This is a genomic window from Salibacterium lacus, from assembly GCF_042684865.1.
Classification (GTDB): Bacteria; Bacillota; Bacilli; order Bacillales; family Marinococcaceae; genus Salibacterium; species Salibacterium lacus.
Genome location: NZ_JBHUML010000003.1, coordinates 410,349 through 423,448 on the forward strand (window position 1 = coordinate 410,349; position 13,100 = coordinate 423,448).

Sequence of the window (13,100 nt, forward strand, 5' to 3'; positions counted from 1 at the left end):
CTTATTATAGACTATTTCGTGTCTATAAAAAAGAAATGACCCTTTTGTGAAAAGAAAAACATTCACAGATTATCTACAGTCAGCCGCGCAGGCATAGATTAGAATGTAAATGCTTATCCCCCATAAAGACGGGGCAGCTGTGACGTTGCGCAGAAAGAGGAGATATCATGGATCATTCAACCAAAAAAGAGCGCCAGAAAAACTATACTATTTTCTGGCGCTGGCATTTTTATGCCGGTATTATTCTCGCCCCCATTTTATTGATGCTGGCCGTGACAGGGGCTTCGTATTTATTTCGTGGGGATATTGAAGACTGGCTGTACCAGGACTATACAGAGGTGTCGGCAGAGGGGAACCGGCATGAGGCTTCTGTGGTTACACAGGCGGTTCTCGATGAAAGACCGGAGGCTCACATCACCCGCTACCAGCCCCCAGGCGGAGAAGGACAAGCCGCCGAAGTTGGTATTACAACGGCTTCTGAGGAAGGGATGACGGTATTTGTGAACCCTTATACCCTGGACATAACCGGAACACTTCTTAACAAAAACCGGTTAATGGACCGGGTGCAGGAATTCCACGGTGAATTAATGATTGGAACGACCGGAGACCGGATTGTCGAAACCGCCGCCTGCTGGACGATATTTATGCTCATCAGCGGACTGTACCTGTGGTGGCCGTCCCGCAGTCAGATGGTAAACCGGAAGAGCTTTCTGCCCGGCCCTTCGGATAATAAACGGCAGAAACGAAAGAGAATCCACTCTGTCCCCGCATTTTGGATTTCGGGCGGCCTGGTTTTCTTTTTGCTGACTGGAATGTTGTGGACAGGATTCTGGGGAGACGGAGTGCAGCGTATCGCAACAAGCACGGGGATTGGGTATCCTCCTTCCATCTGGGTAGGGGAGGCGCCGGTATCCGATGCTGTCACCACTGACACGGGGGACGTCTCCTGGGCCGCGGAACAGATGCCGGTGCCGGAGTCGTATGCCGGGAATGCGTATGAAAGGATTTCGATTGACCATGTTGTAAATACCGCGGAGCAGACCGGCGTGGTATCCGGATTTAACGTCTATTACCCTTCGTCGGAGACAGGGGTCTTCACGGTTTCGGCCTTCCCCGACCAGGCCCAGAACGAAGTGACGATGCACATCAATCAGTATAACGGCAGTATCCTGGCGGATTACCGGTGGGAGCAGTATCCACTGCCCGCCAAAGTGATGGCAATGGGAATAACGATCCATAAAGGCCTTCAGTTCGGAATCTGGAACCAGTTGTTCGGACTGCTCATCTGCGTCGGCTTAATCGGTATTATCCTGAGCGGAATCCGTCTCTGGTGGACGCGGCGTCCAGCCGGAAAGCTCGGCGCACCTAAAAGTATGAGTGCCTGGAAGTTCCGGGGGTTTGTCTTTTTGGTGATTGGATTTGGTATCGTCTTTCCGCTGTTCGGATTGTCAGTGCTCATTCTATATGCTCTGGATTATCTCATCATCCGCCGAATAAGCCGTCTTCGAACATTCTTTCACATGACCTGAATAAAAGGGGGTAAAATAATGAAGAAAATGTGGATACCTGCTCTACTCCTGCTGCTTGGAGCCTGTTCGTCTCTTGATGTAAACAACCATAATGAATATAACGACCGCAAGCCGGTGAGTGCATTCATTCATACGGACGGCGCACTCGCCGCCGGTGCACTGGAACCGGTTCAGATTCATGTGCTCCAAAACGGTGAGCCGTATAAAATACAGGAGGATATAAAGCTTACGTTGTCCTCGTTTGAAAAAGTGACGATTGAAACAACATCCATGGATCCGCAGGAGGACAGCACGCCGGAAACATTCATCGAATTTCCGGAGGACGGGCTGTACCGCCTTCGTGCCGACATTCCTGTAAAAGAACACAATCTCCAGGTTACAAAGCGCATCGGTGTGGGAAATTTAACTCAAAGAGAACAACAGAAGCTCAACGCGAAGCAACATTCCACCCCTGCCGGCGGTCATCATTAAAATGATCCATTCATTGGTTTGTCTTCTTTTTTTGTAATGTTAAACCTTTTCATGAACTCAGATATTGGACGTTACAATTCATATGTGTATACTAGGGTATATGTTTAAACATAGAAAAAGGGGAGGAACCAATGAGCAGTCCACGCACACCAAGATCCATTAAAATGCTGAACGCTGTTGAAAAAGCAGGGAACAAGCTTCCGCATCCGGTCACCATATTCATCTTGTTTACGTTTGCTGTCATTATTTTATCTCATATTCTTTACATGATGGGGGTTTCTGTATCATTTCAGGGCGTCAATGACGAAACACTGGAAACGGAAATGCTGAACGTTGAGGCGGTCAGCCTGCTTACATCCGACGGCATTGCCCATATGTTCTCCAGTGTCGTCTCGAATTTTACATCCTTTGTCGCACTAGGACCGGTCCTTGTCGCCATGCTTGGTGTCGGTGTCGCTGAAAAAAGCGGCTATATCAGCGCCATTATGACCAATACTGTGACAAAGGCACCGAAGAAATTCGTTACGCCTCTTGTTGTTTTAATGGGTGTTCTTTCCAATGTAGCCGCTTCGGTCGGCTACGTGGTGCTTGTGCCACTTGGAGCCATCATCTTTCTCGGCTTCCGGCGCCACCCGCTTGCCGGGCTTTCCGCCGCTTTCGCCGGTGTATCCGGCGGCTATTCCGCCAACCTGGTGATTGGCACAAACGATCCGCTTTTAGCCGGTATTTCGACAGAGGCCGCCCGGATCATCAACGCCGGTTATGTCGTCAATCCGACCGACAACTGGTTTTTCATGTTCGCTTCCACCTTCCTGATTGTCATTCTCGGTACGCTCATCACGGACAAGCTGGTTGAACCGAAATTAGGAAAGTACGTGCCGGAGCAGGAGACACAGGAAAACATTCAGATCACGCAGATAGAGAAAAAAGGGCTTTTCTGGGCGAATCTGTCTATACTCGCTGTTATGATTGTCATTGCCCTGCTCGTCATCCCGGAAAATGCTCCATTGCGTGGAGAAGGCGGCAGTATTATTACTTCTCCATTCATGAGCAGTATTATTTTTCTTATGATGCTCATCTTTTTGGTACCGGGAACGGTCTATGGTATCGTCACGAAATCGGTGAAAAATGATAAAGATGTTGCCGAGCTCATGACATCGTCTCTTGAAACAATGGCTGGTTTCATCGTGTTGATTTTCTTTGCGGCCCAGTTCGTTGCCTTGTTTAATTACACGAACCTCGGAACTATTCTGGCCGTTAAAGGAGCCGGAATCCTGGAAGCTTTCCAGCTGGACGGCTTGTTTTTACTGGTGCCGTTAATTCTGATTACAACACTGATCAATCTGTTTATCGCTGCTGATTCCGCAAAATGGGCAATCATGGCGCCTGTTTTTGTACCGATGTTTATGAATCTGGGCATTCCGCCGGAAGTAACACAAGTTGCTTACCGTATTGGTGATGCCTCGACCAATATCATTTCACCACTGATGCCGTTCTTCCCGCTCGTTGTCGCATTTGCGCAGCGGTACGGAAAACAAAACGGGGTAGGTACCGTCATCTCACTGATGCTGCCGCATTCCATCGGTATTCTGGTCGTCTGGACGATTTTCTTCATCGTTTGGTATCTTCTCGGCGTTCCAGTGGGCCCCGGCGCTGACTTAACCTATTAAGAAAGGCTGATGAATGATGAAAGTAACAACGACATGGACCGGCGGCAGGGCTTTCGAATCCGCCGGTGATTCCGGTTATCCCGTGTACATGGATGCTACAGAAAATTACGGTGGACTCGGCGAAGGTGCGACACCGACAGAAATGCTGCTGAGTTCCCTGGCAGGATGTATCGGCATAGATATTACGATGATTTTAAGACCGCATCTCGAACATGTTGACCGCATCGAAATGGAAACAGACGGCGTGCGGAAAGAAGAGGCCCCTAAAGGTTTCACAGACATTACCATCACTGTCCATATCGACGGGGATATCGACAAGAAAAAAGTTTGGCGCGCGATCCATCTCGGGGAGGAAAAATACTGCTCCGTCTCTGACTCCCTGCAGGCTTCCGTTTCTTTCAAACTGATTTTGAACGGATCCGAAGCACCGGCAGATGAATAAATAAAAAAGGACTGGATGAAAGAGTTCTCCTCTTTCATCCAGTCCTTTTTTGTTCATTATACGTACACATGCTGGGCACCGTGGAGTTTGGCGTAGTGACCGCCGCGTTCAAGCAGTGCATCATGGGTCCCCTGCTCTTCAATTCCATCCTGTGTCACGACAATGATGTTGTCCGCATGGCGGATGGTAGCGAGCCGGTGGGCGATAATCAGGGTCGTCCGACCTTGAGCCAGCTCATTCAGGGACCGTTGAATGGATTGTTCGGTTTCTGTATCCAGAGCGGACGTCGCTTCGTCCAGAATAAGGATAGGCGGATTCTTCAGAAACATGCGCGCAATCGACAGGCGCTGCTTCTGCCCGCCGGATAATTTCACTCCGCGTTCACCGACAACCGTGTCCAGTCCGTCCGGCAGCTCCTCAACAAACGATTCAAGTTCCGCGCGCCGGGCCGCCTCCCATACTTCCTCATCAGGAGCATCCAGTTTGCCGTAACGGATATTGTCACGCAGGGTTCCGGAAAACATGAACACGTCCTGCTGCACAATGCCGATCTGCTGCCGGAGAGAGGCAAGCTGTACATCCCGGATATCTTCCCCGTCTACCGTGATGGCTCCTTCCTGAATATCATAAAAGCGCGGAAGCAGACTGAGAAGCGTCGTCTTGCCGGCACCGGACGGTCCGACAAACGCTGCCGTCTCCCCTGCCTCAATTGATAAATCAATCCCGTCGACAATCGGGCGGTTATCGTCATAACCAAAACGCACCCCCCTATAGGTAATGTTTCCTTCTACTTCAGGCAATGGTTTGGCACCGGGAGCGTCCACTATATCAGGTTCTGTATCCAGGAGGGCAATGTAGCGTTTAAATCCGGCATATCCTTTCGGATAACTCTCAATGATAGCATTGATTTTTTCAATCGGCTGAAAAAAGATATTGGTGAGCAGAATGAACGCCATAAAATCGCCGATGGACATCTCATTCTGTACGATAAAATAAGCGCCGCACAGGAGAACAAATAATGTCATGATGCGCATCATCATATAACTGAGCGAATTGTTCAACCCCATTATGCGGTACGACCAGAGTTTCGCCTGCTTGAAATTCTGATTATCATGATGAAATAATTTCTGTTCGTGACGCTCATTCGCAAACGCCTGCACGAGACGAATACCGCCCACTGTATCTTCCACCCGGGTATTAAAGTCAGCCATCCGCTTCAGCATGTATTTCATGGCCGCCGCCATGTGACGGTGGCAGTAGACAATCACCGCAATGAGCAATGGTACGATCAAAAAAGTAAGCACCGCCAGTTTGACGTTGATAAATAACATCACTCCGAACGAACCGAATAACGTCATCAGTGCAATAAACACGTCTTCGGGGCCGTGGTGTGCCACTTCTCCTATCTCAAACAGATCATTCGTTAAATGAGAAAGCAGATTGCCGGTTTTATTGTTGTCATAATACGTGTAGGAAAGCCGCTGCATATGATCAAACAGTTCATCACGCATATCGGTTTCTATATTGATACCCAGTCTGTGGCCCCAGTACGTCACAACAAAATGAGCGCCGGTGTTGAATATGTAAAGGAAAAACAATCCAATACATGCCCAAACGATTACAGAAATATCCCCTTGTGGAAGCAGTGTGTCCACCGCCCAGTTCACGACAAGCGGAAAAGCAAGATCCAGCAGAGCAACCAAAATGGCACAGGCAAACGTAATCGTAAACAGTTTCTTGTATGGTCTATAGTAGGCAGCAAAGCGGCGCAGCACGCGGATTCCCCCTTGATTGTTTCATATTTTCATTGAAAATGATTATCAATACAGGAAATAATAATTTAACACATAGAGGAGAAAAAGGCAATGCCGCCCGCCGTGAATATCATTCAGCCGGAACTCCGGAAATGAAGCCGCCGGAAACATCTTTCACATTATGAACAACAATAAAGGCTTGCGGATCCACTTCTTTGATGACCCTCTTTAACTGCAGCAGTTTGTGTGTATGCACAACAATATATAACACCCGGCGCTGCTCCCTCATATATTCGCCTTCTCCGTAAAACACTGTAGCGCTGGAAGCCAGGTCGCGGGTAATCCGCATGGATATCTCTTCGGAACACGTCGAGACGATGTTTATCGCTTTCTTCGAATCAAAACCGCCCAGCACAAAATCCGTAACGACCTTGCCTATATAAAGGGTAATCAACGTATACATCGTGTAAATGGGACCGATAATAAATATCCCGGCAATCACAACCGCAGCATCGAGAGCGAGGGTGGTACCGGTTAAGTCCCAGCCCAGCTGCCGGTTCAGCACGCGGGCAATAATCGATGTACCGCCGACGGAACTTCCTGCCTGATAAATGAAGCCGAACCCGACACCGGTAATAACGCCGGCAAACACCGCCGCCAGCATCGTGTCTTCCATCGGCTGAGCAAAGAATCTTCCTTCGAAAAACCGGATAAACACGGAGAAGAGGATAACATTAAAAACGGTTTTATATACCATATGCCTTGGCAGGTAACGGATACCTATGCTTAAAAGTAGCACAAAAATAATCGGTGTGGAAATACTCGGCGAAATACCAAGGCCATAATAAATAAGGAGGGCGATACCTACAATGCCGCCTTCAGCGATTGAGTTGGGCATGCCAAGCTGTGACACAGCGAGCGCAAACAGCAGCGTTCCTATGATAATGTACATTGTATTTTTCAAAAATAACACCTCTTCCCAAGAAAAATGCATTTCAGAACGTAAAAAAAGAAACCATCCCTTGTTTTAACGATAAGGATGATTTCTTATCTTCTTCCATCATAGCACAGGCAGTCTGCTCTTCCAATCACCTTTGTCCCGTTTCCGAGTCAGCACCCTGGGTTCCGGGAGTGAGGTGAAAGGCCTGATGAACGCCTGATGCATGAACCCACTATGCATCTCCACGAATATGGTGCCGCCCTTTCGGTACGATTAACGGTGAATGCGAAACAGGGTCCTGGATGACCGTGCACTCCAGTCCGAAAATGCTGCTTATCAGTTCCCTTGTAATGACATCGGATGCCTCCCCTTCGGCCACAAGTTCTCCTTGAGACATCGCAAATATATAGTCAGCGTAGCGGGCGGACAAGTTGATGTCATGGAGCACCATAACAATGGTTGTTCCGCGCTTTCGGTTCAAGTCAGTGAGTAAATCCAGTATTTCCACCTGATATGTAATATCCAAAAAGGTCGTAGGTTCATCCAGAAACAAAATATCCGTCTGCTGGGCAAGAGCCATTGCAATCCACACACGCTGTCTCTGCCCTCCGGAAAGCTCGTCAATATCCCGATCGGCAAGCTCTGTAATATTCATAAATTCCATCGCTTCGGCCACCGCTTCATAATCTTTCTTTGTCCAGCCTTTTAAAAGAGATTGGTGTGGAAACCTCCCGCGTCCGACCAAATCCGTGACGGCAATGCCTTCGGGAACAACGGGAGATTGCGGCAGAAGCCCAAGCACCCGCGCCAGCTGTTTGGGAGGAATGTTCGATATGTCTTTTCCATCCAACGTGATTTCTCCCGACGAAGGCTTCATCAATCTCGACATCGCCTTCAAGAGGGTGGACTTCCCGCACGCATTCGCTCCAATAATAACGTTCATTCGATTACTTGGTATCTCTGCTTTTATATCATGGAGAATTGTTTTATGATCATACCCGGCTGTGACATGTTCGGCTTTAAACCTGTGTGTCGGATTCATTATAAACTTCCCTTTCGATTCATACGGATAAGTAGATAAAGTAGAAACGGAGCTCCTAGTACACCGGTGATAATACCAGCCGGGAATCTAACGTCAAAAGCAAACTGACCGATAAGATCGGCTCCCAAAACTAAATTCACGCCGACAAGCCCTGCTGGTAAAGCGTTGGAAGATCCAGATCCGGCTAACCTTTTGGCAATCGGCCCCGATAAAAAGGCAACAAATGAGATAGGACCTGTAACAGAAGCAGCGAGGGCAATCATGCAGACCGAACTCACAATAAGCAGGACTCTGGTTTTATCTGTATTCAGTCCAAGAGAAAAAGCCGATTGTTCCCCAAGTTCCAGGGTACTCAAATGCTTTCCCAGCGCAAGGACAACAGGGGCACAAACTGCTACCGTAAGGAAAAGAGGAAGCAGGGCGTCCATTTGAGCGCCGTTCAGACTTCCGTTCAGCCATTGTAATGCGGTGGGAAGGTCTTCACGCGCCCCCTCCATGAGAAGATAGGAAATCACTGCTGTCAGCATGGCCTGTATCCCTATCCCAACAATAATGAGCCGCCCTACAGCAAAAGAACTTCCTCTGGATAATATGTAAATCAGCGCCGCGGTCCCCAGTCCTGAAATGACAGATGCAATCGAAGCCGTCGTGTCGCTTGTCTGCAAAACAAGAATGCAGAACAGAGCTGCCACACTGGACCCTGAGGTGATTCCTAGTATATCCGGGTTGGCAAGAGGATTACGCAGCATCGTCTGAAAGGTATTACCGGCAATTCCAAAAGCAAAACCGGCAAAAAGTCCAGCAAGCATTCTTGGAAGACGGATGGTAGTTACAGCAAATGACGCTCCGTCAGATGCTTCTCCAGAAAGGGCCCCGATGACTTCCTCCAGCGTGTAAATTGTATTCCCCAGCAAAAGCATGGCACAGCACAGCACAATAGAAAGCAGCCCGAGCAGACTGTTCATAATAATCCATCTGCGCCATCTTTTGCGCCTTCCTGCTGTAATTATAGTCATTGCTTGCTTTTTCATAGAGAACGAACCTTCATTCCAGCAGCTAGTAATATTAACAGTGGAGCACCTGCAAAAGATGTAACAACACCAACCTCAAGTTCTCCGGGACTGCCGATCAGTCTGCCTCCCACGTCAGATATCGTCAATATCACAGCCCCTGCCACAGCAGACAGCGGAATGATAAAACGCAGGTCGGGACCAAGTATAAAACGGATAAGGTGAGCAGATAAGAGCCCGATAAAACCTATAGGTCCTGCCAGCGCCGTTGCCGCTCCACATAAAATGACACCTGCGAAAGCCGCGGTCATTCTCAGCACTCCTGTCCTGACGCCCTGTCCGGAAGCTACTTCATCTCCAAGCGCCAATGCATTGAGAGCCGGGGCTGATAACAATGCGAGCACCAGTCCCAAAACAAGAAAAGGGAGGAAAGCAGCAATAGAACTCCAGCTTCCCGCCCCCACACTTCCTACCTGCCAGAACCTGAATTCATCCATGACAGTGGTACGCGGAATCATAACAGCACTTACCAGAGAAGAAAGGGCGGCGCTTGTAGCCGCACCTGCCAAAACGAGCTTCAACGGCGTAGCGCCGCCGCGGCCCATAGATCCAATTCCATAAACAAAAACCGCCGTCACCATAGCCCCTGCTATCGCAAGCCATATGTACTGTCCGGCCGTGCTGATATTCAAAAACGCGATACCGCAGACCACAAACAGAGAAGCTCCAGTATTGACGCCAAGGATGCTCGGATCGGCGATAGGGTTGCGCGTGACCGCCTGCATCAGTGCTCCCGCAACACCAAGAGCCGCCCCGCAGCAAAAACTGAACACAGTCCGCGGAATTCTTTCACGGACAACTGTCGCCCCGTAAGAGTCCACTTCGGAATGGAACAAACCCGCCATCAACTGGTCCCATTGAACGAACCGTGATCCAAAAGCGAGAGAAGCCAGCACACATAATACAATCAAAAGGAAAGAAGCAGTCAGTACAATCGTCAAATGCTTCGGAACATGTGCGCCCGGCTGTATTTTTTGTTTTAATGTGTTACTCATCGATTTGGCTGATTGCATCTCCGATTAACCCCAGATAGTCGTCGATAGTATAAGAGATGGAAAGCGGAGTCGGCGTCCCGGAAGCTGCCAAGGCTGTTCCGTCGCCGATAAACGCCACAGAACCTCTCTCTATTGCATCTATTCGGCCCAGACGGGGATCGGCTTTCACAGCTTCATACAGGCTTTCATCCCCGTACCCGATAATGATATCGGCGTCATTGAGAACGTCAGCATTCTCCGCACTCAAGCTTAACGAAAAGGAAGACTCATCTTCTATTAAGTTCTTAACACTCTCAGGATACTGCATGCCCAGTTCTTCCGTCAGAAAAGAAACGCGGGTGTCGGCCGGTGTATACAAATGCAGCTCTGACATGTCATCAGCAGAGAAGTTGGCCCAGACCACTTTTTTCCCTTTCATTTCAGGATATTCAGCTGTTTTTTCACTGATCAGTTGTTCTGTATCTTTAATAAGCTGTTCTCCTTCTTCCTCCATTGCCATCCCTTTTGCGTTCATTCTGATCTGTTCACGCCAGGGGGTTGTCCACGGTGATTCCGGATAAGCCACAACCGGAGCAATTTTACTCAGTGTGTCATAGTCTTCTTGTGTGATACCGGAGTATGCCGCCAGAATAACATCCGGATTCGTATCGGAAACCGCCTCAAAGTCAAGACCGTCCGTATCCTGATACACCGTTGGATCGCCGCCGAGTTCTTTAACTTTTTCCTCCGTCCACGGCAGCATCCCTTCTTCATTTGTCACTCCGTAATTCGCCGCAGAAAAACCTGCCGGCATAACACCCATAGCAAGCGCAACATCCTGATTCCCCCACTGGACTGTTGCGACGCGTTCAGGCTTTGATTCAATCACTGTTTCCCCAAAAGCATGCTCAATCACAATCGGTTCTTCCAGCTTCTCTTCCTCTGTGCCGGACGTTTCACTGTTCTGCTCTGAGTCTTCCGCTGCGTCTGAGCCCGACGTCGAGGTTGAAGATTGCCCGGATGAGCAGGCGCCGAGTACAATTAAACATACCAGCGATAAAAAGAACAACCACCATTTCCTCATTATAAAAACCCCTTCTCTTCAAGAAAATATGTAAGCTGTCACGTTCCCCGCTCTTTTCATAGAGCGGATGACGAAATTGATAATCATTATCATTAATTCTATGGCCTCCCAGATGTATTGTCAACCAACGATGAGAAAATCTTTGACAGTCCTCACGAAATAAGGGGTATCCGGTGTCTGCTTTTCCTGTTACAACCTGCATGATCTCAAACTATTTTCATTAGTTTCCTGACTATATACAGATGATGACTGACATTATTATCAGTCCAGATTCCTTTTTATTGTTTGCAGCAGTTGAATAAGCATTGTATGTTCTTCCTCTGTAGGCTTTGTGTGAGCCGGGACTCCATGTTCCGCTTCCGGCACAAAGCTGCCGCAGATCCGTGGACACTACTCCCTGATTAATCGATGATAGTGTCCACAGTCGTTTGAAGGACAGCTGAAAGCACCCTGCTGTAACCTCCGTCAATCGGGGCGTCCTCACACCTTCCACTTCTGCCCCGTGGTAAAAAGAAGGGACTGTATCTAAAGATACAGTCCCTTCTTTTTAATGACCTTTGTTTATGATTCTCCGCTCAGTTCCACCAGAATCTTCACTTCTGATTTATCACCTGCGAGTGCTTCAAATCCTTGTTCCACGATATCGTTTAATGCGATATGGCGGGTTACTGCTTCTTTGACTTCCATCGTGCCTGATGCGATAAGATCGATCGTCTTTTGATAAACCTCGGGCTCATATGCCGCACTTGATGTGATCATAACCCCGGAGCTGGTAAGGTCCATCGGGGTGATTGCAACAGGATGGGTAATCAGCGATACGATGACAACCATTCCTCTCGGTGTTGTGGTGCGGATGGCCTGATTTAATGTCGGTTCCACTCCGGCCACTTCAAATGTTACGTCAAAACCATCAGGAACGATTTCTTTCACCGCTTCCTCCGGTTTCTGCTCTCCGGAGTTGATGACGTGGGTGGCTCCCATTTCTTTTGCTTTTTCAAGTCTCGGTTCGGACAAATCAAGCACAACAATGCTCGACGCACCGAAAGCTTTTGCCGCTGCCACTGTCAGCAGCCCAATCGGTCCCGCACCGTAAATGCCGACAGTCTGCCCTTCCTGAAGCTTCCCTTCTTTTGCAGCCTGCACCGCGACAGCCGACGGTTCCACGAGCGCACCCTGCTCAAGACTTAGATGGTCCGGCAGGCTGTACAGATGTTTTTCATCCAGAACGACATAATCGGCAAAGCCGCCGTCCTGACCAAGACCAACGAAATTGAATCCATCATAAATGTCGTATGCCGGACCTTTGTTTCCATGCGTAACAAGTGGATTAATAACAACCCGGTCGCCGGCGGAAAATCCGGATACGTTCTCTCCCGTTTCTTCCACTACGCCGGAGAATTCATGCCCCATTGTAAGCGGTGCGGTTTCTCCGGTTAACGGGTCCGGATTTTCTTCGGGAATGGTCATAGGCCCGTCCAGGTACTCGTGCAGGTCACTGCCGCATATACCTGTCCACGCCACCCTCACTTTGACATCTTTGCCCCTCGGTGCGGGATCCTCTTTTTCTTCTATACGTATATCTTTTGCGCCGTGCCATACTGCCGCTTTCATGCTAACATCTCCCATTTATCCATCTATGTTGTATGTCCATCTTAGCAGTTATTCAGCCAGACCGCTAAATACACTGCTTCTTAAATGATGGAATAGTGCACATCGTCTTTCTCTTTTCCGACTGTATCCATATACGTGCTTCCCCATTCATACATGGCTTCAAGAATAGGAATTAAGCCGGTGCCATGCTCGGTGAGGGAGTATTCCACTTTCGGCGGAACGACCGGATAGACTTCGCGGTGAATGAGCTCATCTTCTTCGAGTTCCCGCAGCTGTTTGGTCAGTACTTTCTGTGTGATGTTGGGCAGCATCTGCTTCAGCTCTCCGAACCGCTTCGTTCCTTTTTTACCTAAATGCCACAGGATAATCATTTTCCATTTGCCACCGATTAAAGATAATGTCAGTTCTTTTTCGCAGTTGAACTCCTGTACGGAAGCTCTTGTCATTTTTTTCATCCCTCCATCGATGAATTACGCTGGTAGTATCCATGTAGTTACTACGTGACTGAAAAGT

12 protein-coding genes are annotated in these 13,100 nt (G+C 48.7%); 4 read left to right on the forward strand and 8 right to left on the reverse strand.

Features of this window, described 5'->3' with window-relative positions; translation table 11 throughout:
• Positions 1 to 167 precede the first annotated feature (167 nt).
• From ACFSUB_RS12455 to ACFSUB_RS12470, 4 genes are all read left to right on the forward strand, one after another.
• Positions 168 to 1,529, forward strand: a complete 1,362-nt coding sequence (locus ACFSUB_RS12455; RefSeq protein WP_380713578.1) for a PepSY-associated TM helix domain-containing protein — start codon at positions 168 to 170, stop codon at positions 1,527 to 1,529.
• 18 nt (positions 1,530 to 1,547) lie between these two features.
• A complete protein-coding gene (locus ACFSUB_RS12460; protein ID WP_380713579.1) occupies positions 1,548 to 2,000 on the forward strand; it encodes a hypothetical protein in 453 nt (150 codons plus the stop codon).
• A gap of 131 nt (positions 2,001 to 2,131) precedes the next feature.
• On the forward strand, positions 2,132 to 3,670 hold the full coding sequence (locus ACFSUB_RS12465; protein WP_380713580.1) for an AbgT family transporter: 1,539 nt from the start codon (positions 2,132 to 2,134) through the stop codon (positions 3,668 to 3,670).
• 16 nt (positions 3,671 to 3,686) lie between these two features.
• Complete coding sequence (locus tag ACFSUB_RS12470) at positions 3,687 to 4,112, forward strand: OsmC family protein (protein WP_380713660.1); 426 nt, start codon at positions 3,687 to 3,689, stop codon at positions 4,110 to 4,112.
• Between the two features lie 56 nt (positions 4,113 to 4,168).
• On the opposite strand, the gene ACFSUB_RS12475 is transcribed toward ACFSUB_RS12470, so the two are convergent.
• From ACFSUB_RS12475 to ACFSUB_RS12510, 8 genes are all read right to left on the reverse strand, one after another.
• Entirely contained in the window at positions 4,169 to 5,887 is a 1,719-nt protein-coding gene (locus ACFSUB_RS12475; protein ID WP_380713581.1) for an ABC transporter ATP-binding protein, read from the reverse strand.
• A gap of 109 nt (positions 5,888 to 5,996) precedes the next feature.
• Positions 5,997 to 6,830: a YitT family protein gene (locus ACFSUB_RS12480; protein WP_380713582.1), complete on the reverse strand. Its 834-nt coding sequence runs from the start codon at positions 6,828 to 6,830 to the stop codon at positions 5,997 to 5,999.
• Positions 6,831 to 7,038: 208 nt separating this feature from the next.
• Positions 7,039 to 7,848, reverse strand: coding sequence for an ABC transporter ATP-binding protein (locus tag ACFSUB_RS12485; protein WP_380713583.1), 810 nt, complete (start codon positions 7,846 to 7,848; stop codon positions 7,039 to 7,041).
• On the reverse strand, positions 7,848 to 8,879 hold the full coding sequence (locus ACFSUB_RS12490; RefSeq protein WP_380713584.1) for a FecCD family ABC transporter permease: 1,032 nt from the start codon (positions 8,877 to 8,879) through the stop codon (positions 7,848 to 7,850). The genes ACFSUB_RS12485 and ACFSUB_RS12490 overlap by 1 nt, the downstream gene beginning before the upstream one ends.
• Entirely contained in the window at positions 8,876 to 9,931 is a 1,056-nt protein-coding gene (locus tag ACFSUB_RS12495; RefSeq protein ID WP_380713585.1) for a FecCD family ABC transporter permease, read from the reverse strand. Before ACFSUB_RS12495 ends, ACFSUB_RS12490 begins: the two co-directional genes overlap by 4 nt.
• On the reverse strand, positions 9,906 to 10,976 hold the full coding sequence (locus ACFSUB_RS12500; protein ID WP_380713586.1) for an iron-siderophore ABC transporter substrate-binding protein: 1,071 nt from the start codon (positions 10,974 to 10,976) through the stop codon (positions 9,906 to 9,908). The genes ACFSUB_RS12495 and ACFSUB_RS12500 overlap by 26 nt, the downstream gene beginning before the upstream one ends.
• 561 nt (positions 10,977 to 11,537) lie before the next feature.
• The gene (locus ACFSUB_RS12505; protein ID WP_380713587.1) at positions 11,538 to 12,587 is read right to left on the reverse strand and encodes a 2,3-butanediol dehydrogenase; all 1,050 of its coding nucleotides are present in this window, start codon (positions 12,585 to 12,587) and stop codon (positions 11,538 to 11,540) included.
• A gap of 80 nt (positions 12,588 to 12,667) precedes the next feature.
• Positions 12,668 to 13,033: a winged helix-turn-helix transcriptional regulator gene (locus ACFSUB_RS12510; protein WP_380713588.1), complete on the reverse strand. Its 366-nt coding sequence runs from the start codon at positions 13,031 to 13,033 to the stop codon at positions 12,668 to 12,670.
• Between the last annotated feature and the right edge of the window lie 67 nt (positions 13,034 to 13,100).

What these genes read in the sequence shown, in the direction of transcription:
- ACFSUB_RS12455 (WP_380713578.1), top strand. Translation starts at nt 168, where the DNA reads ATGGATCATTCAACCAAAAAAGAGCGCCAGAAAAACTATACTATTTTC.
- ACFSUB_RS12460 (WP_380713579.1), top strand. Translation starts at nt 1,548, where the DNA reads ATGAAGAAAATGTGGATACCTGCTCTACTCCTGCTGCTTGGAGCCTGT.
- ACFSUB_RS12465 (WP_380713580.1), top strand. Translation starts at nt 2,132, where the DNA reads ATGAGCAGTCCACGCACACCAAGATCCATTAAAATGCTGAACGCTGTT.
- ACFSUB_RS12470 (WP_380713660.1), top strand. Translation starts at nt 3,687, where the DNA reads ATGAAAGTAACAACGACATGGACCGGCGGCAGGGCTTTCGAATCCGCC.
- ACFSUB_RS12485 (WP_380713583.1), bottom strand. Translation starts at nt 7,848, where the DNA reads ATGAATCCGACACACAGGTTTAAAGCCGAACATGTCACAGCCGGGTAT.
- ACFSUB_RS12490 (WP_380713584.1), bottom strand. Translation starts at nt 8,879, where the DNA reads ATGAAAAAGCAAGCAATGACTATAATTACAGCAGGAAGGCGCAAAAGA.
- ACFSUB_RS12495 (WP_380713585.1), bottom strand. Translation starts at nt 9,931, where the DNA reads ATGCAATCAGCCAAATCGATGAGTAACACATTAAAACAAAAAATACAG.
- ACFSUB_RS12500 (WP_380713586.1), bottom strand. Translation starts at nt 10,976, where the DNA reads ATGAGGAAATGGTGGTTGTTCTTTTTATCGCTGGTATGTTTAATTGTA.
- ACFSUB_RS12505 (WP_380713587.1), bottom strand. Translation starts at nt 12,587, where the DNA reads ATGAAAGCGGCAGTATGGCACGGCGCAAAAGATATACGTATAGAAGAA.
- ACFSUB_RS12510 (WP_380713588.1), bottom strand. Translation starts at nt 13,033, where the DNA reads ATGACAAGAGCTTCCGTACAGGAGTTCAACTGCGAAAAAGAACTGACA.